Annotated in this window: 21 protein-coding genes; 8 read left to right on the top strand and 13 right to left on the bottom strand. The window is 73.8% G+C overall.

The window, feature by feature from the left end; translation table 11 throughout:
* Nucleotides 1-25: 25 nt before the first annotated feature.
* Genes WIS52_RS15710 through WIS52_RS15700 form a run of 3 tightly spaced genes read right to left on the bottom strand, consistent with a single transcriptional unit; the run spans nucleotide 26 to nucleotide 2,923 of the window.
* The gene (locus WIS52_RS15710; RefSeq protein WP_349298997.1) at nucleotides 26-1,189 is read right to left on the bottom strand and encodes an acyl-CoA dehydrogenase family protein; all 1,164 of its coding nucleotides are present in this window, start codon (nucleotides 1,187-1,189) and stop codon (nucleotides 26-28) included.
* 1 nt (nucleotide 1,190) lies between these two features.
* Complete coding sequence (locus WIS52_RS15705) at nucleotides 1,191-2,402, bottom strand: CaiB/BaiF CoA transferase family protein (protein ID WP_349298996.1); 1,212 nt, start codon at nucleotides 2,400-2,402, stop codon at nucleotides 1,191-1,193.
* Entirely contained in the window at nucleotides 2,399-2,923 is a 525-nt protein-coding gene (locus tag WIS52_RS15700) for a MaoC family dehydratase (protein WP_349298995.1), read from the bottom strand. Before WIS52_RS15700 ends, WIS52_RS15705 begins: the two co-directional genes overlap by 4 nt.
* A gap of 219 nt (nucleotides 2,924-3,142) precedes the next feature.
* On the opposite strand from WIS52_RS15700, the gene WIS52_RS15695 reads away from it, so the two are divergent.
* Entirely contained in the window at nucleotides 3,143-3,934 is a 792-nt protein-coding gene (locus WIS52_RS15695) for a FadR/GntR family transcriptional regulator (protein WP_349298994.1), read from the top strand.
* Between the two features lie 13 nt (nucleotides 3,935-3,947).
* Here WIS52_RS15695 and WIS52_RS15690 read toward each other — a convergent pair whose 3' ends face one another.
* Together WIS52_RS15690 and WIS52_RS15685 are read right to left on the bottom strand one after the other, a co-directional pair.
* Complete coding sequence (locus WIS52_RS15690; protein ID WP_349298993.1) at nucleotides 3,948-5,546, bottom strand: Na+/H+ antiporter; 1,599 nt, start codon at nucleotides 5,544-5,546, stop codon at nucleotides 3,948-3,950.
* An 88-nt stretch (nucleotides 5,547-5,634) separates the two neighbouring features.
* Complete coding sequence (locus WIS52_RS15685) at nucleotides 5,635-6,105, bottom strand: CBS domain-containing protein (protein ID WP_349298992.1); 471 nt, start codon at nucleotides 6,103-6,105, stop codon at nucleotides 5,635-5,637.
* A 287-nt stretch (nucleotides 6,106-6,392) separates the two neighbouring features.
* Between WIS52_RS15685 and hppD the strand changes: the two genes are divergently transcribed.
* The gene (gene hppD / locus WIS52_RS15680) at nucleotides 6,393-7,583 is read left to right on the top strand and encodes a 4-hydroxyphenylpyruvate dioxygenase (RefSeq protein WP_349298991.1); all 1,191 of its coding nucleotides are present in this window, start codon (nucleotides 6,393-6,395) and stop codon (nucleotides 7,581-7,583) included.
* 287 nt (nucleotides 7,584-7,870) lie between these two features.
* Nucleotides 7,871-8,860 (top strand): LacI family DNA-binding transcriptional regulator, encoded by a 990-nt coding sequence (locus WIS52_RS15675; RefSeq protein WP_349298990.1) that lies wholly within the window; start codon nucleotides 7,871-7,873, stop codon nucleotides 8,858-8,860.
* Nucleotides 8,861-8,885: 25 nt separating this feature from the next.
* On the opposite strand, the gene WIS52_RS15670 is transcribed toward WIS52_RS15675, so the two are convergent.
* Together WIS52_RS15670 and WIS52_RS15665 are read right to left on the bottom strand one after the other, a co-directional pair.
* On the bottom strand, nucleotides 8,886-9,509 hold the full coding sequence (locus WIS52_RS15670) for a DedA family protein (RefSeq protein WP_349298989.1): 624 nt from the start codon (nucleotides 9,507-9,509) through the stop codon (nucleotides 8,886-8,888).
* 223 nt (nucleotides 9,510-9,732) lie between these two features.
* Nucleotides 9,733-11,124: an AAA-type ATPase lid domain-containing protein gene (locus tag WIS52_RS15665; RefSeq protein ID WP_349298988.1), complete on the bottom strand. Its 1,392-nt coding sequence runs from the start codon at nucleotides 11,122-11,124 to the stop codon at nucleotides 9,733-9,735.
* A 225-nt stretch (nucleotides 11,125-11,349) separates the two neighbouring features.
* Here WIS52_RS15665 and WIS52_RS15660 point away from each other — a divergent pair, with 225 nt between their 5' ends.
* The 3 genes from WIS52_RS15660 to WIS52_RS15650 are packed head-to-tail and all read left to right on the top strand — an operon-like array spanning nucleotide 11,350 to nucleotide 14,107.
* Entirely contained in the window at nucleotides 11,350-12,363 is a 1,014-nt protein-coding gene (locus WIS52_RS15660) for an amidohydrolase family protein (protein ID WP_349298987.1), read from the top strand.
* Nucleotides 12,363-13,085: an iron-sulfur cluster assembly protein gene (locus tag WIS52_RS15655; protein ID WP_349298986.1), complete on the top strand. Its 723-nt coding sequence runs from the start codon at nucleotides 12,363-12,365 to the stop codon at nucleotides 13,083-13,085. The genes WIS52_RS15660 and WIS52_RS15655 overlap by 1 nt, the downstream gene beginning before the upstream one ends.
* On the top strand, nucleotides 13,082-14,107 hold the full coding sequence (locus WIS52_RS15650) for an NAD(P)-dependent alcohol dehydrogenase (protein ID WP_349298985.1): 1,026 nt from the start codon (nucleotides 13,082-13,084) through the stop codon (nucleotides 14,105-14,107). Before WIS52_RS15655 ends, WIS52_RS15650 begins: the two co-directional genes overlap by 4 nt.
* 303 nt (nucleotides 14,108-14,410) lie before the next feature.
* Here WIS52_RS15650 and WIS52_RS15640 read toward each other — a convergent pair whose 3' ends face one another.
* Nucleotides 14,411-14,551, bottom strand: a complete 141-nt coding sequence (locus tag WIS52_RS15640) for a hypothetical protein (protein WP_349298983.1) — start codon at nucleotides 14,549-14,551, stop codon at nucleotides 14,411-14,413.
* Nucleotides 14,552-14,621: 70 nt separating this feature from the next.
* Complete coding sequence (locus tag WIS52_RS15635; RefSeq protein WP_349298982.1) at nucleotides 14,622-15,086, bottom strand: MarR family winged helix-turn-helix transcriptional regulator; 465 nt, start codon at nucleotides 15,084-15,086, stop codon at nucleotides 14,622-14,624.
* 82 nt (nucleotides 15,087-15,168) lie between these two features.
* On the opposite strand from WIS52_RS15635, the gene WIS52_RS15630 reads away from it, so the two are divergent.
* Entirely contained in the window at nucleotides 15,169-16,263 is a 1,095-nt protein-coding gene (locus tag WIS52_RS15630; RefSeq protein WP_349298981.1) for an LLM class flavin-dependent oxidoreductase, read from the top strand.
* Nucleotides 16,264-16,291: 28 nt separating this feature from the next.
* Nucleotides 16,292-16,783 (top strand): VOC family protein, encoded by a 492-nt coding sequence (locus WIS52_RS15625; protein ID WP_349298980.1) that lies wholly within the window; start codon nucleotides 16,292-16,294, stop codon nucleotides 16,781-16,783.
* Nucleotides 16,784-16,803: 20 nt separating this feature from the next.
* On the opposite strand, the gene WIS52_RS15620 is transcribed toward WIS52_RS15625, so the two are convergent.
* The 4 genes from WIS52_RS15620 to WIS52_RS15605 form a co-directional block, all read right to left on the bottom strand.
* A complete protein-coding gene (locus tag WIS52_RS15620; protein ID WP_349298979.1) occupies nucleotides 16,804-17,382 on the bottom strand; it encodes a hypothetical protein in 579 nt (192 codons plus the stop codon).
* Nucleotides 17,383-17,444: 62 nt separating this feature from the next.
* Nucleotides 17,445-18,494 carry a hypothetical protein gene (locus WIS52_RS15615; protein WP_349298978.1) on the bottom strand — a complete coding sequence of 350 codons (1,050 nt, stop codon included), beginning with the start codon at nucleotides 18,492-18,494 and terminating at the stop codon, nucleotides 17,445-17,447.
* Between the two features lie 122 nt (nucleotides 18,495-18,616).
* Nucleotides 18,617-19,591, bottom strand: coding sequence for an NAD-dependent epimerase/dehydratase family protein (locus WIS52_RS15610; protein WP_349298977.1), 975 nt, complete (start codon nucleotides 19,589-19,591; stop codon nucleotides 18,617-18,619).
* 32 nt (nucleotides 19,592-19,623) lie between these two features.
* Nucleotides 19,624-21,435, bottom strand: a complete 1,812-nt coding sequence (locus WIS52_RS15605; RefSeq protein WP_349298976.1) for a choline/carnitine O-acyltransferase — start codon at nucleotides 21,433-21,435, stop codon at nucleotides 19,624-19,626.
* Nucleotides 21,436-21,437 lie beyond the last annotated feature (2 nt).

Raw genomic sequence — 21,437 nt, 5'->3', positions numbered from 1 at the left:
GACCTCCGGGTCGGTGTGGTCGGCGTCAGGAGACGGTGGACTTGCCGGACAGCAGTGCCTTGGCGACGACGCCGCGCAGCACGTCGTTGGTGCCCTCGCCGATCGACATCAGCGGGGCGTCGCGGTAGAGCCGCTCGACCTCGAACTCGGTGGAGTAGCCGTAGCCGCCGTGGATGCGCATCGCGTCGGCCGCGCACTCCATCGCCTGTTCCGAGGCGAAGATCTTCGCCATCCCGGACTCGGTGTCCATCCGGACGCCGTCGTCCATCCGCGACGCCGCCCAGTAGGTCATCAGCCGGGCGGCCTGCAGTCGCACCGCGGTCTGCGCGAGCCGCTGCTGCACCGCCTGGAACTCGCCGATCGGCTGCCCGAACGCCTCCCGGCTGCGGGCGTAGGACAGCGCCTCGTCGTAGGCGCGCTGGGCGATCCCGACGCTGCGGGCGGCGATGTTGATCCGCCCGGTCTCCAGCGACGACAGCGCCTGCTGCAGGCCCCGGCCCTCGACCCCGCCGAGCAGCGCCGACGCCGGGACGCGCACGCCGTCGAGCACGACCTCGCAGGACTCGGTGCCCTTGTAGCCGAGCTTGCCGATGTCGGCGGTGACCTCGAAGCCGGGCGTGCCCGCCTCGACGAGCAGGATGCTCATGCCCTTGTGTGCGGGCGACGCCGAGGGGTCGGTCTTGACCAGCACCGGCAGCGGGTCCGCGTGCCGGGCGTTGGTGATCCACATCTTGGTGCCGTCGATGACGTAGTCGTCGCCGTCGCGGCGTGCGGTGGTGCGGATGCCCTGCAGGTCGGTGCCCGCGCCGGGTTCGGTCAGCGCGATCCCGGTCCGGCGGGCGCCGGTCGCCAGCTCGGGCAGGTAGCGCTGCTTCTGCTCCTCGGTGCCGTGCTGGGCGAGCAGGAAGCAGGACACCGAGTGGCTGCCCAGGATGCCCGCGATGCCCATCCAGCCCCGCGAGATCTCCTCGAAGGTGAGCGCGAACGAGACGGTGTCGGCGGCCAGGCCGCCGTACTCCTCGGGGACGGCGAGGCCGAACAGCCCGAGCTGCCTCATCCCCTCGACGATCTCGGTGGGGTAGCGGCCGGACTGCTCCCAGTCCCGGGCGACCGGGACGATCTCCTTGTCGACGAAGGCCCGCAGCGTCTCGCGGAAGAGGCGCTGCTCGTCGGTGAACCGGAAGTCCATGTCAGTCCTTTCCGAGCGCTCCGGCGTCGCGGAGCGCGGTGATCCTGGCGTCGTCGTAGCCCAGCTCGCGCAGGACTCGGACGGTGTCGGCGCCCATCGCCGGGGCCGGCCGGGTCGGGGCGCGGTCGGCACCCGGCGGGCCGACCCGCACGGCGCTGCGCAGCGTGCGGACCGGGCCGAAGTCGTCGTGCGGGGTCTCGGCGACGAGATCGCGCTCGACGGTGTGCGGGTCGGTCAGCGCCCCCGCGACGTCCCGGACCGGCGCGCACGGCACCGACGCCGCGTACAGCGGGGCGAGCCACTCGGCGACCGTGCGGGTCCGGAACAGCGCCTCCAGCTCCGGCAGCAGCTCGTCGCGGTGGACGTCCCGGTCGGCGAAGGTCGCGAACCGCGGGTCCTCGGCCAGGTCCGGGCGGTCCAGCACGACGGTGAGCCGCTGCCAGAACTTCTCCTTCGCACACCCCACGACCAGCCAGCCGTCGGACGCCTCGAAGGCCTGGAACGGCACCAGCGACGGGTGCGCGGACTGCCGGGTGCGGGCCGGGGTGTACCCGGCCGTCATGTGCCAGGTCCCCGGGTAGGCGAGCAGGCTGATCGCGGTGTCGTAGAGCGAGAGGTCGCAGTCGGTGCCCACCCCGTCGCGCCGTGCCCCGTGGATCGCGCCCAGCAGCGAGATCGCGGCGACGTAGCCGCCGCAGTAGTCGACCAGGCTCGGCCCGGTCTTCTGCGGCGCGCCGCCCGGCTCACCGGTCAGCGACATCCACCCGCCCAGCGCCTGCAGCACGTAGTCGTAGCCCGGCTCGGCCGAGCGCGGCCCGGTCATCCCGAACCCGGTCAGCGAGCAGCAGACGATCTGCGGGTTGACCTCCTTGAGGTCGTCGTAGCGGATGCCGAGCTTCGCCGGGACGTCGGCGCGCAGGTTCGAGAACACCGCGTCGGCGGTCCGGACCAGGTCGTGGAACACCTCCCGGCCGCTCTCCGAACGGACGTCCAGGGTGATCGAGACCTTGTCCCGGTTGAAGGACTGGAAGAACAGCGAGTCCCCCGGCGCGGTGTAGGGCGGGATCATCCGGCCCACGTCCCCGCCGACCGAGGGATCCTCGATCTTGATGATCTCCGCGCCCAGCTCGGCGAGGTGCATGGACCCGAACGGGCCCGCGCCGTACTGCTCCAGGGAGACGATCCGGACGTCCTTCAGCGGACGCCGGGTCACGCGTCCTCCAGCGTCAGCGGCTCCGCGGCCTGCGGGAACAGCGACGACGCCCCGCCCACCTCGCGCTTGTGCACGTAGAAGGTCCGCCGGAAGCTCAGCACCTCGACCGCGTCCTGGTTCAGCGTGCGGGTCCGGATGGTGACGATCCCGGCCGTCGGGCGGGACTTCGACTCCCGCGTGGACAGCACGATCGACTCCGACCAGATCGTGTCCCCGGCGAACACCGGGGCGGTGAGCTTCAGGTCGTCCAGCCCGAGGTTCGCGAACGCGTTCTGCGTGGTGTCGGTGACCGACTGGCCCATCGCGATCGAGATCGTCAGCGGGGAGACGACCAGCATCCGGCCGAACTCCGAGTCCGCACCCACCTGCGCGTTGAAGTGCGCCTGGTTGGTGTTCATCGTCAGCAGGGTGAACCAGGTGTTGTCCGTCTCGGTGATCGTGCGTCCCAGCGGGTGCTGGTAGACGTCACCGACCTCGAAGTCCTCGAAGAACCGTCCCTGCCATCCCGGCTTGATCGTCACGTGCCCGACTCCTTCGTCCGCCGTGTGAACCGACTCCTCGACGGTAAATGTCTGACACTTAGGAAGGCAAGAGGTCGGCACGGTCGGTCGCGGCCCCGGATGAGTCTGATGTTTACGGCTCGCGGCGCCTCCGGTGGCGTCGCGGCCGGTATCGTCACCCCGACGGTGCGCCCGAGGTCGTCTGGCGGGCGGGCCCAGTCAGAGCAGCGGAGTGTGACCATGAGCCCGAGCGCCGACAGGCCGCCGACCGGTACCGAGCTCGCGTCGCCGGTGCCACGGCGGGCGCCGACCGCGCGCCTGAAGGTCCAGCGGGTGCGGCCGGCCTACCGGCAGGTCGCGGACGAGCTGCGCTCGCAGATCATGCGCGGAGCCCTGGCGGCGGGGGCGCGGCTGCCGTCCGAGAGCGAGCTGACCGGGATGTTCGGCGTCAGCCGCTCGACGGTCCGCGAGGCCCTGCGGGTGCTGGCGAGCCAGCACCTGATCGAGACGCGTCGGGGCGTGCAGGGTGGGTCGTTCGTCGCCGCGCCCGATCCCGCCCGGCTCGTCGAGGACGTCGGCGGGGCGCTGGGGGTGCTGGTCGCCACGCCCAGCCTGGCGATGGCCGACCTGCTCGAGGCACGGCTGCTGCTCGAGCCCGCCGCCGCGCGGCTCGCCGCGCAACGGGCGGAGCCGGAGACCGTCGAGGCCCTGCGCCGCGCGGCGGCCCCGGCCCGCGACCCGCGGGACCCGAGCGGGTTCGTCGAGCACATGGACTTCCACACGACGGTGCTCATGGCCACCGGGAACCTGATGCTGACGATGATGGGCCAGCCGGTCGGCGACGTGCTGCGCACCCGGCTGGACCGGGCCGTGGTGGAGGCCGAGCGGTGGGCGGAGGTCGACGCGTGCCACGGAACGATCACTGAGCACATCGCCCGGGGCGAGGCGGCCGAGGCCGAGGAGGCGATGCGCGGCCACCTGCTCGACCTGCGGGAGATCTACGACCGCCCCGGGGCCTGGAAGACCGGCTGACGCGGCCGCACGCTCAGTCGTCGTCCACCGGGCCGGCGAGCCGGACCTCTTCCGCGTCGAGGCCGGCCTGGACGCGGCGCAGGACGATGTCGTCGATCCGGCCCTCGTCGCGCAACGTGACGACCGCCGACCGCTTCTCGGCCAGCAACGCGTGCCGCAGCCGCTTGTAGTCGGCCTGCGCGACCCGCTCGGGTTCCTCGGGGGCCTCCGGGGAGCCGGGGTCGGCGAGCGCGTGCAGCCGCTCCTCGTAGTCGGCCCGGACGTGCGCGGCGGCCTCCGGCGCGACGCCGAGCCGGGAGGCGGTCGCCGGCAACGCCGCGAGCCCCGCCTCCGCGGCCACCCGGTGCGCGAGCGCCTCCTCGCCGGCCTGGGCGGTGTCCTCGGGCAGCCGGGCGAAGCGCAGCACCGCGGGTAGCGTCGTGGCCTGGAACAGCATCGTGACCAGGATGACCCCGAACGTCACGACGATGATCAGATCCCGGCCGGGGAACGGCGAGCCGCCGACGACCACGGTGGGGACGGCGAGTGCCGCGGCCAGCGAGACGCCCCCGCGGAACCCGGACCACGCCGTCACCAGCCGCTGCCGGGCGCCGACCCGGCGCAGCCGTTGCTGCGGGCGCCGGTCGACGGCCCGGATCAGGTACGGCGTGGTGTACGACCAGACGAGCCGGGTGCCGACCACCGTCAGTGCCACCAGCAGCGCGTCGCGCACGGCGTCGCCGAACGTGTGGCTCTGCAGCCCGGCCAGCGCGGGCCGCAGCTGCATGCCGACGAGCAGGAACAGCGCGCCGTTCAGCAGGAACGTGGTGACCTGCCAGAACGCGCGGGCCTGCAGCCGGGTCCGCGCCGACACCGACCGCGGGCCGACCTGGGACAGCGCGATCCCGGTGACCACGACGGCGAGCACCCCGGACCCGCCGATCTCCTCCGCCAGCAGGAACGCGGCGAACGGGGTGAGCACGCTGACGGTGTTCTCCAGGACCGGTTCGCGCACGATCCGGCGTGCGTGGACCGCCAGCCACGCCACGACCAGGCCGGCCAGCGCCCCGCCGAGGTAGGACAGCACGAACCGGGTGCTGGCCCCCACCCAGGTGAACTGCTCGGCCCCGGTGGCGGCCGAGACCGCGATCGCGAAGACGACCAGCGCCGTGCCGTCGTTGACCAGCGACTCGGCGCGCAGCGTGGTCAGCTGCCGGCGGGGCATCCCGCGTGCGACGGCGGAGACGGCGGTGGCGTCGGTCGGCGCGACGACCGCGCCGAGCACCCATGCCACCGGCCAGGACAGGCCCAACGCGTGCCCGACGACGGCGACCGTCCCGGCCGTCACCAGGACCAGCACGACCGAGGTCAGGAACACCACGCGCAGGTTGGACCGGATCTCGCGCAGCGAGGTCGTCAACGACTCCCAGTACAGCAGCGCGGGCAGGAAGAGCAGCAGCACGACCTCGGGCGGCAACGTGACGTCCGCGGTCCACGGCAGGAACGCCAGCGGGACCCCGCCGACCAGCAGTACGACGGGGGCGGGTAGCCGCAGGACGCGGGCCAGCCGGGTCAGCCCGAGCACCGCGACCAGCACGGTCACGAGAACCTGGAGAACGTGGGCGTTCTGCACCGACCACCCTCACGATCGTTTCAACTGGAAACAATACTGCCGGGAGGCGGCCGGGCGGTCCAGTGCAGGTGGGCCCGCCGGTGGGGCGTCAGGGTGTCGTGGCGCAGCCGGGCTCGGCCGTTCCGTCGCCCAGGGCGCGTTCCTCGGCCCGGGCCCGGACGCCGTCGTCGGAGCAGAAGCCGCGCCCGGAGCGCTTGAGGCACAGCAGGCCGGTGAGCAGGCCGCCGGCGTCGACGACGGCCACCCGCCGCCGGCCGGCCCCGGCCATCGCGTCCCAGGTGGCGCGCAGGTCGTCGTCCGGGTGGGCCACCCGGTCGCCGAGGCGTCCGAGCGGGGCGACCGGGGCGTCGTCGGCGGCGCCGTCGAGGTCGTCCCGCTCGACGACGGCGACGAGCACCGTGCCGTTCACGACGAGCAGGGCGTGCACGTGGTCGTTCGCGAAGAACTCCCGGGCCGACCGGACGGTCGTCGCGGGGCCGCAGGTCTTGGGGAAGGTGTGCACCGCGGCGGAGACGGGCACGCCGACGGCGCTCGCGGGCGTGCGAACGGCGGCGTCCACGCGTGCTCCCTCCGATGTCCGTGCCTGCGGACCGCGTGCGGTCCGCCCTCCACTATCCGTCCCGGCGTGCCGCGGGGCCACCAGTGGCCGGGATGCCGGGTCGAGCCTACGTCCGGATGTCCGGCACCCCCGGTCCCCTGGTCGATCCGGCCTGCTCGCGCCACCCCGATCGGGGAGGAGGTGGGCGGATCGACCAGCAGATGCCGTGACGGTTGCCCGGATCGGCCCCCACGCGGTGTCCTCGGTGTACGGCCATGCCGGGCCGGGAGCGTCGAAGGAGACCAGCGATGAGCATCGAGAAGACCCTCACCGACTCCGAGCGGCTCGCCGAGCTGGACGCCGACCAGCTGCACCGGCTGGTCGGGCTGGTCGAGCACGACCCGAGCGGTGACCCGTTCCCGGTGACCGGATGGGACACGGTGGTGTGGGCGGTCGGCAACGCCACCCAGGCCGCACTGCTGTTCCGGACCGTCTACGGCATGGAGCTCGTCGCCTACTCCGGGCCGGAGACCGGCAACCGCGACCACCACGCCTACGTGCTGCGCTCCGGCGCCGCCCGCTTCGAGCTGCGCGGCGCCGTCGACCCGGCCAGCCCGGTCGCCGACCACCACCGCGCGCACGGTGACGGCGTCGTCGACATCGCCCTGGAGGTGCCCGACGTCGACCGCTGCGTCGCGCACGCCCGGGCCGAGGGGGCGGTGGTGCTCGTCGAGCCGCACGACGTGGGCGACGAGCACGGCACCGTGCGGACGGCCGCGATCGCCACCTACGGCGAGACCCGGCACACCCTCGTCGACCGGAGCCGCTACCACGGTCCCTACCTGCCCGGCTACGTCGCGCGGCGCTCGCCGCGGACCGGGCCCCGGCTGTTCCAGGCCCTCGACCACGTCGTCGGCAACGTCGAGCTCGGCCGCATGGACGAGTGGGTGGAGTTCTACCGCCGGGTCATGGGCTTCACGAACATGGCCGAGTTCGTCGGCGACGACATCGCCACCGAGTACTCGGCCCTGATGAGCAAGGTCGTCGCCTCGGGCAACCACCGGGTGAAGTTCCCGCTCAACGAGCCCTCGCCCGGGAAGCGGAAGTCCCAGATCGACGAGTACCTGCAGTTCTATGGCGGTCCGGGGGCCCAGCACCTGGCGCTGGCCACGAACGACATCCTCGGCACCGTCGACGTGCTGCGCGAGCGCGGTGTGGAGTTCCTGCACACCCCGGACGCCTACTACTCCGACCCGGAGCTGCGCGCCCGCATCGGCGAGGTCCGGGGGCCGATCGAGGAGCTGCGGTCCCGCGGGATCCTGGTCGACCGGGACGAGGACGGCTACCTGCTGCAGATCTTCACCAAGCCCCTCGGCGACCGGCCGACGGTGTTCTTCGAGCTCATCGAGCGGCACGGCTCGCTCGGCTTCGGCAAGGGCAACTTCAAGGCGCTGTTCGAGGCGATCGAGCGCGAGCAGGAGCGCCGCGGGAACACCTGAGCAGTACGGCGGCGGAGGTCCGCCCGGGGGGTCGGCGGGGCCGCCGGAGGTGCGGGTCTTCGCCCTGACCCGTCGGGCTCGGACGAGCCCGGCGAACGGCCAAGGCCTGGGCGACCTCCCCGCGCCGGCGGGGATGCGACCAGAAGGGAGCGGACAACTCATGGGCCGGGCCGAGGTCCGGGTCGAAGATCAGAACGGTTGCGGGAACGTTCCCAACGATGCATCATGGAACGGTGGGCCGTCAATACCGTTCCCGGGAACGATTGCAACCGCGGTAGCGTCCGGCTGTGGTCACCATCCTCGATGTCGCCCGCGTCGCCGGGGTCAGCAAGTCGACCGTCTCCCGGGTGCTCGACGAGCGCCTCCCGCGGTCGACGAGCGCGACCGCCGAGCGGGTGCGCCGGATCGCCACCGAGCTCGGCTACGTGCGGGACCCGCTGGCGTCCGGTCTGCGCCGGTCGGGCACCAACACGATCGGTGTGATCGTCCCGCGGCTCACCGAGCCGGTGATGGCGATGTTCTACGAGGAGATCGCGGCCGCCGCGGCGGCGCGCGGGCTGTTCGCCGTCGTCGCGACCACCGAGGACGAGCTCGAGCCCGAGGTCCGGGCGGTGCAGTCCCTGGTGCGGCGCCGGGTGGACGCCCTGGTGCTCACGACCGCCCGCCTGCAGCCGCCGCCGGTGGTGCCGCCGGCCGAGGTGACGCGGGTACTGGCCCTGCGGACCGACGGGATCGCTCCGGCCGCGCTCGGCGACGACCGGTTGGGTGCCCGGCTCGCCACCCGGCATCTGGTGGACCTGGGCCACCGGCGCATCGGGCTGGTCAACGGGCCCGGGTTCGCGTCGAGCACCGTGGCCCGCCGGGCCGGCTACGAGGACGCCCTCGCCGAGGCCGGGATCGCGCCGGACCCCACCCTGGTCACCGGGGACTCCTTCTCCATCGAGGCCGGCGAGGTGGCCGGGCGGCGCCTGCTGGGCGGGGCGGACCGGCCGACGGCGGTGTTCGCGATCAACGACAACAACGCGATCGGCGTGATGGCCGCGGCGCTCGCCCTCGGCCTGCGGGTCCCCGAGGACGTGTCGATCGTCGGCTACAACGACATCCCGGTCGTCAGCCGGCTCCCGGTGCCGCTGACCACCGTGCGGGTCCCGTTCGGCCAGATCGCCGCCGACGCGCTGCGGCTGGTCCTCGAGGCGGACCGGGAGGACTGCCCCCGCCTGCTCGTCTCGGCGCCGACCCTGATCCCGCGGGCCTCCACCACCGCCCCCGCCCACTGAGCTCCGGGGCGGGTCCGCAGGGCGGTCAGCGCACCCGCGGCCGGCGCCGTGCCGCCGTCGCCCGGCCGACGACGAGGCGTCCGGCCAGCAGGACGGCGCCGACGAGGAGCCCGCCCACCAGCAGCAGCCACGGCCGTTCGACGAGGTCCCGGGCGAGCCGGTCGCCGACGGCGTAGCCCAGGCCGACCAGCACGGTGACCCGGACCGCGGTGGTCGGCACGATCCAGGCCAGGAACCGCCGGTAGCCCACGTTCGCCAGCCCGGCGGCCAGATAGGCCGGGACCGCGCCGATGTCGACCAGCTTCGCGCCGATCACGATCCTCGGCAGGTGCGAGCGGACCTCGCGGGTCAGGGAGGTGCGCCGGGCGTCGGTCAGGCCGAGGCGGGTCAGCAGGCGGGCGACGCGCGGACGGTCCCCGTGCCGGCCCAGCACGTAGAGCACGGTGTCGCCGACGACGTCGGCCACCAGCGCGGCGATCCAGACACCCCACCAGGGCAGCTGGCCGGCGCCGGCCAGCGCGGCCGCGGCCACGGTGACGATCGGGCCCTCGAGGAATGCGCCGACCGCCACGACCACGAGTGAGCGGAAGGGGGCCGACGGCGCCGCGGCGATCAGTCCCGCCAGCGTCTCCGACAGTACGACCACCACTACTGCCTCCCCCGAGTCGCCGAAAGTCACCCGTATGGTGCCTTGTGCGCCGGTGTGACCCGCCCCTCGGGTGCCCGAGGAGCGTCCGCCCGGTCGGGTCCGGCGCCGTGTACGTGTCCCCCGACAGACACGACGCCCAGGGGTACCCGTTCGTTGCAGCGTGACACCGGATGTGGCGACCCGCACTCCGATCCGGGGCACGGCACCCGACCGGTACCGCAGGTCAGCCGGGGAGGGCGATCCCGTAGCGGGCGACGCGGCGGTACGCGGTCGCCCGGCTGATCCCGAGCGTCTCCGCGGCGTGGGTCACGCTCATCCCGTGCTCGTTCAGGCAGCGCACCAGCTCGTCGCGCTCCAGCGCCTCGATCCGGGTGAGCGTCGGCGACCGGGTCGCCAGCAGCTCCGGGGGCAGGTGCCGGACGTCGATCAGGGTGCTGCGGGCGGCGGCGTCGCGGACCGTGCGGCGGAGCTGCTCGGCGTTGCCCGGCCAGTGGAACGAGCGGAGGGCCCGCGCGGCGGCGTCGGTGAACCGGACGCCGTCCCGGGCGAAGTGACGGGCCAGCGGCAGCACGTCGGCGGCCCGGTGCCGCAGCGGCGGGACCTCGACCACGACGTCGAGCAGCCGGGCCAGCGGCTCGGGGATCGCGTGCACCGACCCGGCCGTGACGCTCAGCGCCGGGCCCGCGGCCGACCGGACCAGCGAGGCCAGCCGGGTCGCGACCGGACCGGGGAGCTCGTGCACCCGTCCGGCGATCACGGCGGTGTCCGGCTTGCCCAGCTCCGGTGACCACAGCGACAGCCAGGAGACCGCGTCCTCGGCGGCCGGTGGCAGCGTGCGCAGCACCCGGTGCCGCGGGCGGGCGCCCGCCAGCGCCGTGGCCAGCAGTGCCGTCTTCCCGGCGCCGGGCTCGCCGACCACGCCGACCCGGGCGTCGCCGGCGAGGGCGTCGGTGACCTCGTCGAGGGCCCGGCGCCACGTGCCGGACAGCCCGGCGATCCCGGCCGGGGCCTGCGGGGTCACCCGGAACACCTCGCCTCGCGGCGCCGGGCGGCCGACGCTGCCGCGTCCGCGGGCCAGCATCAGCGCCGAGGTCTGCCCGGCGGCGGTGCGGGCCAGGGCGAGCAGCAGCCCCTGCGAGCGCTCGGACCAGGTGGTGAGGTTGATGCTGCCCAGCAGCGAGCCGTCGACCGGGTCGACGACCGGGGCGGCCGCGCAGGTGTAGCCCCACAGCCCGGTGCAGTAGTGCTCGTCGCCGCGCACCAGGGACGGGACCCGGTCGGCCAGCGCCAGCCCGAGTCCGGTGGTGCCGGCCTCCCGCTCCCCGAACGCGAAGCCGGGCGCGAGGTAGGTGCGGTCCAGCGAGCTGGTCAGCGAGCGCTCGTCGCACAGCCGGGAGACCACGACGCCCTCGGCGTCGGTGAACATCAGGCTGATCGGCTCGCCGGGCAGGCTCTCGTGCAGGCCGCCCAGGACCTCGCTGCCGCAGCGGGCGAACAGCGAGCTGTCGTCGACCTGCCCGGTGAAGGCCGGGCTGATCGCCTCGGTCGGGGCCCCGTAGGTCTCGCTGCGCGCCCAGGACGCCGAGATGCGGGCCGGAGCCAGGGCCTGGCCCATCGCGTACCTCCCTGTACGACGCCGCGGACGGGGCTGGGCCCCGCCCGTCCGGTGATCGTGTCACAGCGGCAACGACCGGCCGGGGGCGTCTCGTCTCAGCTTGAGACGTCGATCACGCCCACCGGTGCGCGGGCGTTCCTACCTTCGGCTGCCACACGGGAGAAGCACACCGGCCCGTGCCGTCGCGGGGTGCCCACCACCTCGCCGCGACCCGAGAGGACGACGATGTACTCGAAGAACGGTGAGTCCTACTTCATCGTGGACGCCCACGTGGCGCTGTGGGACGCGCGCCCGGAGAACCGGCGCAACATCCACGGGACGCAGTTCATCGACTGCTTCTACGACTACCACCGCAACCTCAGCCCGGAGTCCGAGGTCTGGCCCTACGAGGACTACCTCTACCAGGGCGGCGAGCGGCTGATGACCGACCTGTTCACCGACGGCTACGTCGACCACGCCATCTTCCAGCCCGCCCACCTGGGCGAGTTCTACGTCAACGGGTTCGGGCAGACCGAGGAGGCCTTCGCGCTGGCGCAGGCCCACCCGGACAGGCTGACCTACAACCACAACTGGGATCCGCGCAACGGCGAGCAGGGCCTGGTGCAGCTGCGCGAGGACGCGAAGCGCTTCGGGCTCAAGGGCGTGAAGCTCTACACCGCGGAGTGGCACGGCGAGTCCCGCGGCTGGAAGCTCGACGACTACTGGTCCTACAAGTACCTGGAGGCCGCCCAGGAGCTGGGCATCCGCAACATCCACATCCACAAGGGACCGACGATCCGGCCGCTGGACCGGGACGCCTTCGACGTCGCCGACGTCGACAAGGCCGCCACCGACTTCACCGGGCTCAACTTCGTGATCGAGCACTGTGGACTGCCCCGGCTCGAGGACTTCTGCTGGATCGCCACCCAGGAGCCGAACGTGCACGCCGGGCTGGCCGTCGCGATGCCGTTCATCCACACCCGGCCGAAGTACTTCGCGCAGATCATCGGCGAGCTCCTGTACTGGCTCGACGAGGACCGCATCCAGTTCTCCAGCGACTACGCGATCTGGACGCCGCGCTGGCTGGTCGAGCGGTTCGTCGACTTCCAGATCCCCGAGGACATGACCGAGTACGCGCCGCTGACCACCGACCAGAAGCGCAAGATCCTCGGGCTGAACGCGGCCGCGATGTACGACATCGAGGTCCCCGCGGAGCTGCAGCTCCCGCGCGAGGAGCCGCAGGCCGTGGCGGTGGCCTGATGAGCGCGCCGACCCTGGACCGGGCGCGGACCCACCGGGACGAGGCCTGGCGGGCGCTGGACGCCGTGGTCGACCCGGAGCTGGACGAGCCGATCACCGACCTGGAGTTCGTCCGCTCGCTCGAGGTCGACGGTGATCGGGTCGCGGTGCACCTGCGCCTGCCCACCGCGTTCTGCGCGCCGAACTTCGCCTACCTGATGTGCTCGGACGCCAAGGACGTGCTCACCGCGCTGCCCTGGACCGGTGAGGTCGTGGTCGAGCTCGACGACCACCACGACTCCGACCTGATCAACGCCGGGCTGGCCGCGGACGCGGGCTACCGCGGCACGTTCCGGCACGAGGCCGAGTCCGATCTGGACGAACTTCGGCTCACCTTCCGGCGCAAGGCACACGCGGCCGCGATGGAGCGCGCGCTGACGCTGCTGCTGCGTGCCGACCCGGACCGGGAGCTGGAGTCACTGCACGGGGTGCGGATCGCCGACCTGCCGGCCGTCCCGGCCACCGCGGCCCTGCTGCGCCGTCGGGCCGCGATCGGACTGCCCACCGGCGAAGGCGAGTCGGTGTTCGTCGGGCACGACGGCGTCCCGTACCCGCCCGAGGAGATCCCGCTGCGACTGCGGATGGCCCGCTCGCAGCGCATCTCGATCGAGGGCAACGCCCACTTCTGCCGGGGTCTGCTGCGCACCCGGTACCCCGACCCCGTGAAGGGAGACGCCCGATGAAGGCCGTTCAGGTCGTCGGCTACCACCGTCCGCTGGAGCTGACCGAGGTCCCGGCCCCGGAGGTCGCCGGCCCGCACGACGTCGTGGTGAAGATCGGCGGCGCCGGGGTGTGCCGTACCGACCTGCACATCCTGGAAGGCCAGTGGGCGGAGAAGTCGCAGGTCGCGCTGCCGTACACGATCGGCCACGAGAACGCGGGCTGGGTCGCCGCCGTCGGGTCGGCGGTGACGAACGTGGCCGAGGGCGACACCGTGATCGTGCACCCGTTGATCACCTGCGGGCTGTGCCGGGCCTGCCGCTCGGGCGACGACGTGCACTGCGAGGCCTCGGCGTTCCCGGGGATCGACACCGCCGGCGGGTATGCCGAGTACCTGCGCACGTCGGCCCGCTCGGTGGTGAAGCTGGACCCGTCGCTGCAGCCGGCCGACGTCGCCGCGCTCGCCGACGCCGGGCTGACCGCCTACCACGCGGCGGCCAAGGCGTCGCGGCGTCTCGGGCCCCGCGACACCTGCGTGGTGATCGGGGCCGGCGGGCTCGGCCATATCGGCATCCAGGTGCTCCAGGCGCTCACCCCGGCCCGGCTGGTGGTGCTCGACCGGAACCCGGACGCGCTGAAGCTGGCGCTGTCGATCGGCGCTGACGACGGCGTGGTCGCCGACGGGTCGCACGTCGACGAGGTGCTGTCGCTGACCGGCGGTGCCGGCGCCGAGGTCGTGCTGGACTTCGTCGGCGAGGGCGGCTCGACGGCCGAGGGCCTGCGGATGACCCGGCGGGCCGGGGACTACCACGTGGTCGGCTACGGCGAGAACGTCGACGTCCCGACGATCGACCTGGTCTCGTCCGAGGTGAACGTGATCGGCAACCTGGTCGGGTCCTACAACGACCTGCAGGACCTGATGGCGCTCGCCGCCCGCGGTCTGGTCACGCTGCACACCACGCGGTACGCCCTGGACGACTTCCAGAGCGCGATCGACGACCTCGACGCCGGCCGGGTGCGCGGCCGGGCGATCCTCGTGCCCTGATGCCCGGCGGGCCCACGAGGGGTCGTCCCTCGTGGGCCCGGGCGGTCAGTGCGCGGCGGTGTAGGGGACCGGCTCGGGCAGGCCGGCGTCGGCGCGGACCCGGGCCGTGCGCCGGGCCGTGCGTGGTCGGCACCGCGGTCAGCCCGTTGTGGATCGGGTGCACGGCGGCGAGCCCGCCGGACTCGAAGCCCAGCCCGGACAGCAGGGTGTTCGCCTCGATGACCTTCTCCACGGCCGGGGTGACCTGGTGGTCGCGGACCGCGTCGATCGCCGGCAGCGCGTACTCCCACAGCACGTCCCAGCTCAGCTGGGCCGGCCCTTGTCGTCGGCGATGATCAGCGGCGTCGAGCCGGGCGGGGCGAGGTACTCGCCGAGCCGCTGGGTCGCCCCCCGCCCCCGGACGTGGCGACCGGGGCTGATCAGGGTGCGGGTGGTCGGGGACATGGGGCTCCTCCTGGCGGGCGTCTGGGAGGCGATGCCAGGAACGCCGGTGGCCGGTTCCCGCCCGTCGCTCTCAGCGTGAGACGGCCCCGGGCGCCAGCCGGGACAGCACGGCGCCGGTGATCCGGGCGAGCGCGTCTACGTCCTCGTCGGACAGCGCGTCGAAGAGCAGCTCGCGCACCGACTCGACGTGGTCCGGGGCCGCGCGCTCGATCGCCGTCCGCCCCTCGGAGGTGAGCGCGACGAAGGCGCCGCGGCCGTCGTCGTCGCACTCCTCGCGGGTGATCAGCCCGCGCCGCCGCATCCGGGCCAGATGGTGCGAGAGCCGGCTCTTCTCCCACTGCAGCGCCCCGGCGAGCTCGAGCACGCGCGCCCGCTCATCGGGCCGGTCGGTGAGCGCGACGAGGACGTCGAAGTCGGCGAGCGAGAGCCCGGCGTCGGCCTGCAGGCGGCGGTGCAGCTCGGCGCCGAGCCGGGACTGCATCGCGAGGTAGTCCCGCCAGGCGCGCTGCTCGCGGTCGTCCAGCCACCGTGTCATGGCGCCAGCCTACCGGAATAGTTGACGTGTCATCCATGTTTCGGCAGTCTGTAGATGACTCATCAACCACGTGGAGGAAACCGTGCAGTTCGGGGTCTTCTCGGTCAGCGACCTCACGCCGGACCCGACGACCGGCGTCGCGCCCACCGAGGCGCAGCGCATCGCCGACGTCGTCACGATCGCCCGGCACGCCGAGGAGGTCGGGCTCGACGTCTTCGCGCTCGGCGAGCACCACAACCCGCCGTTCTTCTCGTCCTCGCCGACGACCACGCTGGGCTACATCGCGGCACTCACCACCCGCCTGCAGCTGTCCACCGCGACCACGCTGATCACCACCAACGACCCGGTGAAGATCGCCGAGGACTACGCGATGCTGCAGCACCTCTCCGGTGGGCGGATCGACCTCACGCTCGGCCGGGGCAACACCGCGCCGGTGTACCCGTGGTTCGGCCAGGACATCCGGCAGGGGATGAACCTGGCGATCGAGAACTACGCGCTGCTGCGCCGGTTGTGGGACTCCCCGGACGGCACGGCCGTCGACTGGGAGGGCCGGTTCCGCACCCCGCTGCAGGGCTTCACCTCGACCCCGCGCCCGCTGGACGGCGTCGCGCCGTTCGTCTGGCACGGGTCGATCCGCAGCCCGGAGATCGCCGAGCAGGCCGCGTACTACGGCGACGGCTTCTTCCACAACCACATCTTCTGGCCGGCCGAGCACACCAGGCGGATGGTCGAGTTCTACCGGGGGCGCTGGGCGCACCACGGGCACGGCCCGGCGGAGAAGGCGATCGTCGGGCTCGGCGGTCAGGTCTTCGTGCGGCCGAACAGCCAGGACGCGATCGCTGAGTTCCGGCCGTACTTCGACCACGCCCCGGTCTACGGCGGCGGGCCGTCGCTGGAGGACTTCAGCGCGCAGACGCCGCTGACCGTCGGCAGCCCGCAGCAGGTGATCGACCGGACGCTGGGGTTCCGCGGCTACGTCGGCGACTACCAGCGCCAGCTGTTCCTGATCGACCACGCCGGCCTGCCGCTGAAGACCGTGCTGGAGCAGCTCGACATCCTCGGCGAGCAGGTCGTGCCGGTGCTGCGCCGCGAGTTCGACGCACTGCGCCCGGCCGGCGTGCCGGACGCGCCGACCCACGCGTCCCGGGTCGCGGCCCGCGAGACCGTCGCAGCCTGAGTCCGTACGACACCCGAGGGAGTCCACGATGACCGACACCACCGCACTCGACGCCGAGCGCGACCGCATCCGTACCGAGCACCTCGTCCCGGCCGGCGACCGGCCGGCCTCGACCGCGCGCGGGCTGCACCACACCGCGCTGGTGAGCGCCGACGTCGAACGGACCGTGCGCTTCTACCAGGGCGTCCTCGGGTTCCCGCTCACCGAGCTGATCGAGAACCGGGACTACCCGGGGTCGTCGCACTTCTTCTTCGACATCGGCAACGGGAACCTGCTCGCGTTCTTCGACTTCCCCGGCCTGGACCTCGGCCCGTACGCCGAGGTGCTCGGCGGGCTGCACCACGTCGCGATCAGCGTCGAGCAGGGCCGGTGGGACTCCCTCGTCGCCCGGCTGCGCGAAGCGGGCGTGCAGCACGAGGTGCACTCCGGTGTCTCGGTGTACTTCCGGGACCCGGACGGCGCCCGGATCGAGCTGATCGCCGACCCGCTGGGGGAGATGTACGGCGAGACGGTCCTGTAGGGCGCGGCGCCGGGGGGTTCTCAGCGCCGGACGCTGACGTGCACGTGGTCGTAGTGCCCGCCGGTGGCGTCGTCCGGGTCGTAGACCCCGCCGCCGTTGTACGGCCGGCCCCAGCCGTCCGAGGCGTCGGTCGATCCGCGGTACCAGATCCGGCCCTGCCAGATCACGTACCGCACCCGCAGCTTGGACGCGTTGTCCCGCAGCCAGTTCGCCACCTCCCAGCCGGCGGCGAGGTCGTCGCCGGCCGGGAACTCGCCGTAGCCGGCGGGGAAGAAGTCGCAGGCCCGGCCGGCCGGGTGGTCGCTGGAGGGGTTCCAGGCGTGCTCGGACCAGCAGGTCATCGACCGCACGGGCGCGCCGGGACCTGGCTCGCCGAACCGGGCGACCGCGGCGTCGTGCACCCGCAGCGCGGTCGGGGTGAGGCAGCCGTCGTCGGTGGTCGGGTCGGTCTCGCTGCACGGCTCCGGCGGGGGCGGGTCGACGAGCTCCCACAGGTCGCCGGTGGTCAGCCCCCGGCTCTCGGCGACCCACATCCCGGCCCCGGCGAGCAGTACGAACACGAGCAGCACGCCCAGCAGCGGGGCGACACGGGTCTTCACCGTCGGCGGGATCCTTCTGGTCTCCGGGGAACGTCGCCCCCGAGCCTACGGCGAGCGCCCGCTCAGCCGCCGAACATCGGCGGCCTCTCGAACAGCGAGGACCCGCCCAGCGCCGCGCGCAGGTCGAGCCAGGCGACGAACCAGTAGACCGCCGCGGCCAGGAAGACGAGGCAGGACAGCGACACCAGGACGTAGGTGAGCACGCGGAGCACCGTGAGCGCGGTCGGGTCCTTGGCGGCCGGCACGACCCGCCCGGCGGGTTCCGCGGTCCGGGCGGGGCCCTCCGAGGCGCGGGGGCCGGGACCGGTGGGCTGCTCCCGGGGGCCGAAGCGCTCCGCGGCGGCCTCGGCGACCGTCGCCGGACGGGGCCGGTCGTCGGCGGGGGCGCGCTGCGCGGGCACGGCCGCCGGTCCGGGGTCGACGACCGCCGTGCGGCTCCGCGGCGGGGTGTCGTCCTCGTCGGTCGCGCCGTACCCCTGCGCCGGGGGGACGGTGTAGGGCGGGCCACCGTCGATGGCCGTACCGCCCCGCGAGGTGGGGTCGCCGAACTCGCCGTAGGCGGCACGCGCGTCCAGCGGGTCCTGGGCCCAGGGGCGGTGCGGGGATGCGGACTCCACCGGCGCGCCGTAACCCTGGTACCGCATCGGCGACGCGTCCTCGGTGGACGCGCTGCCGCCCGCCCCGTCGTACCCGCCGAACCCGGCGGGTGCGCCGTCGCCGGAGTGCCCGCCGCGGGCCGGGGAGCCGTCGTGCCCGTAGGACCCGTCCTGCCCGTAGGGCCCGCTCGCGGACCCGTCGTACCGGTAGGCCCCGGCCGAGGCCGCCGAGGAGCGGCCGGCACCGGCGTCGGCACCGTCGCCCGAGCCGTCCGTCCCGGCCGGCTCCGCGGCGGCCCTCGTCCCTGCGCGACCGGGATCGCCGTACCCGCCGTACAGGTCGTCGTTCGGCGCCGGTGCGGCCCGTTCCGTCGGCCGCGACGACCGCAGGTCCGGATACCCGCCGCCCTGGTAGGAGTCCTCGGGGAAACCGTGCCGGGGACCGGGGGACGGCCGCGGGACCGCTGCTCCGTCGCGCGGGGCGGGGTGGGGCCGGGACTCGTTCGGGCCGGTCATACGGACCTCCGGGCTCGGTGCGGCGGGTGCGGCGGATGCCTGTGACCCGCCACCCTTACCGCCGTTCGTACCCGCGGCGTTAGTCCTGGCGACCTACTGTCACCTGGTCAAGTGAGCCAAGATCACGTCGTGTACACGCCCGTGGGCGTGGCGTGATAACCCTTGGCGCCGACGGTGTCGGCCAGCGGGCTGCGCGGGGATCCACCGCCGCGCACCCGGTCGGCGACGGCCGCGGCGTCCCACACCGGTGTCCACCCCAGCTCCGCGATCGCCCGCGACGGGTCGTAGACCCGGTCCACCGGCGGCACCGCCCAGCCGCGCTCGCGCAGCAGCGCGTGCACCCCGGGCGCGCGGCGGGCGAGCACCGCGGCGGCGTCGCGTCCGAGCTCCGCCAGGTCGTCGCGGTGCAACGGCGGCGGCGCGCTGATCACGTACCGGGCGAACCCGAGCTCGGGCGCCCGCCGGGCCGCCGCCAGGTGCGCGGAGACGACGTCGGCCACGTCCACCCGGCGGTGGCAGAACTCGACCAGCTTGAGCGCGGCGTCGTCGTGGGAGTCGCGGACCGCGTCGCGGTCGTCGGCCTCGGGGAAGAACCGGGAGGTGCGCAGCACGACGACCGGCAGGCCCGGGTCCTGCGACGCCAGCTCGCACAGGTCCTCGGCCGCGGTCTTGGTCGCGCCGTAGACGTTGCGCACCCGCGGCACCACGGTCTCGTCGATCCAGGTGGCCGGCCCGCCGGGGACCGGCGTCAGGGCCCGGCCGAACGCGCTCGTCGAGGACGTGAACACCACCCCCGCCACGCCGGCCGCGGCCGCGCACTCCAGCACGGCGAGGGTGCCGGAGACGTTCGTGTCGACGAAGTCCTGCCGGGTGTGCGACCCGACGTGCGGCTTGTGCAGCGTGGCGGTGTGCAGGACGTGCGTGACCCCGGCCAGCGCGCCGGCCAGCGCGTCGCGGTCGGTCAGCGGGGCGACGACGTCGGTCCACCCCGACGGCCGGACGTCCAGCCCGGTGACCGGGGAACCGGTGTCGCGCAGCGTGCGCACCAGCGCCTCGCCGAGGTGCCCGGAACTGCCGGTGACGAGGAATCTCTGCACGTCCGGAGCCTCCCCGCACGGCCCGCATCCGATCAACCGGTTTCGGCGGCCAGCAGTGCGCGCAGCTCGGTGACCGCCACCCGCAGCTCCCGGGCGAAGGCGTGCATGCCCTCGGCCTGGTCCGCGGGTGTCGACAGGTGTACGTGGAACCGGTGCGGCAGCAGGACGTACGCGACGCCGATGCAGCGCGAGGCCGTCGAGCCGAAGCCGAACCAGCGCACGTTCTCCGACGGCGCCGAGCTGGTGGACAGCCAGTCGTCGCGCATGATCGTCCAGCCGGGGGAGTCGAACACCGGCATCGGATCGGTCGCACCGAGCTCCGCCCCGCGGCGGCGCTGGATCCACTCCAGCTCCCACAGGTGCTGCTCGGGGGCATCGCCGTCGCGGCACTGCCGGGCCCGGGCGACGTGCGCGTCGGCGGCGGCCCGGAACCCGGCCCGCCGGTCGTCGCCGGACGCCTGCGGGTCCTGCACGAGGTCGACGAACGCGACCATCTCGGGAGTGATCACCCGCATCGCCTCGGTGCGGCCGCGGCGGAACTGCCGGGTGGCGATGGACTCGTAGGTCGCGCCGGTGACGCCCTTCGCCCGCCGGTGCGCGACCTGGTAGGCGGCCTGCACGAACGCGTCCGGGGAGGACTTCAGCGCCTTGGCCTCGGCCGAGCCGAAGTCCTCGAACGCGACGAGCTCGGTGGCGGTGCCGTCGTCGAACGCGGTGAACTCCTCGTGCGCGCGCCGGACGGTGGCGCGCAGCTCGTCGTCCAGCACGAAGCCGAGTGCGACGGGCTCGGGGGCCGACGTCGCGCGGGCGCCGATCCGGGCGGCGTGCCCCTCGGTCGTGTCGGCGAACATCGCGTCGACCAGGGTGAGGACGGTCGTCCCGTCCAGCTCGCAGTGCTCGATGTTGACCCCCGCGGTGCCGTCGCCGAGCACGACGATCGACAAAGCCTTGTCGAACCAGCGGTGGCCGGGGTCCCCGGCCAGCAGGGTGCGGGCCGCGGCGGTCTCGTCGGCAGGGAGGGCGTCGTCGAGGCAGATCGCGAACAGCGCCCGCTCGACCAGGTCGACGGCCTCGGCGTTCGCCGGGTCCAGGCCGATCAGCCGGTCCCGCACGCCCGCCCACTCGGCGCGGGCGAGCGTGGTCAGCGCGCCGACACCCTCCTCGACCGGCGCCGGGGCCGGGTGGGCGTCGCGGATCGTGCGCAGCGCGTCCGCGATCTCGCCGGCGGTGTGCGGGACGCCGTCCGGGCCGAGCACGTCGAGCCGGTACAGCCGCCCGCGGCACAGCACGACGACGTGGCGCTCGCGCGACGGTCCGGGCCAGGCGTCGGTGAAGGGGGAACGGACCGTGTCCTGCGGGTCACCGGGGATCCGGGTGGTGGAGAAGACGTGCCGGCTCTGGTCCATCGACTGCGGCTCGCCGCGCGGGGCCGGCGCCGGGAACGTCTCGTCGTCGAGGTCGATCTTGTGCCGGAGTGCCGCGACCGCCAGCTCGGCGGCGCGCACGCCCGGGTCCGGCGAGCCGGGTCCGAACAGGAAGAAGAAGTTGGCGTTGAGCGCGATCCGGTCCCGGCGGCCGAGGTAGCGCGACGGCCAGAACTCGTCGAGCCAGCTGTGGGTGGCGGGGTCGGCGTCGAACCGATCCAGGTCGGCCTGCAGCCGCTCGGCCGTGCCGCCGGAGACCAGCAGGTCCCGCGCGGCGTGCTCCGTCCGGGCGTACTCCTCCGGGGTGAGCAGCGGCCTGCACCACTCCAGGAAGCGGTCCACCGAGGCGGCGAGCGTGGGCAGGGGGACCTTCGGGAGGTCGTCGTCGGCAGCGAAGGTGCCCGGGGTGTGCTGGCTCACCG

The organism is Pseudonocardia nematodicida (assembly GCF_040105385.1).
Taxonomy (GTDB): domain Bacteria; phylum Actinomycetota; class Actinomycetes; order Mycobacteriales; family Pseudonocardiaceae; genus Pseudonocardia; species Pseudonocardia nematodicida.
This window is presented reverse-complemented; position numbering and strand designations above follow the sequence as displayed.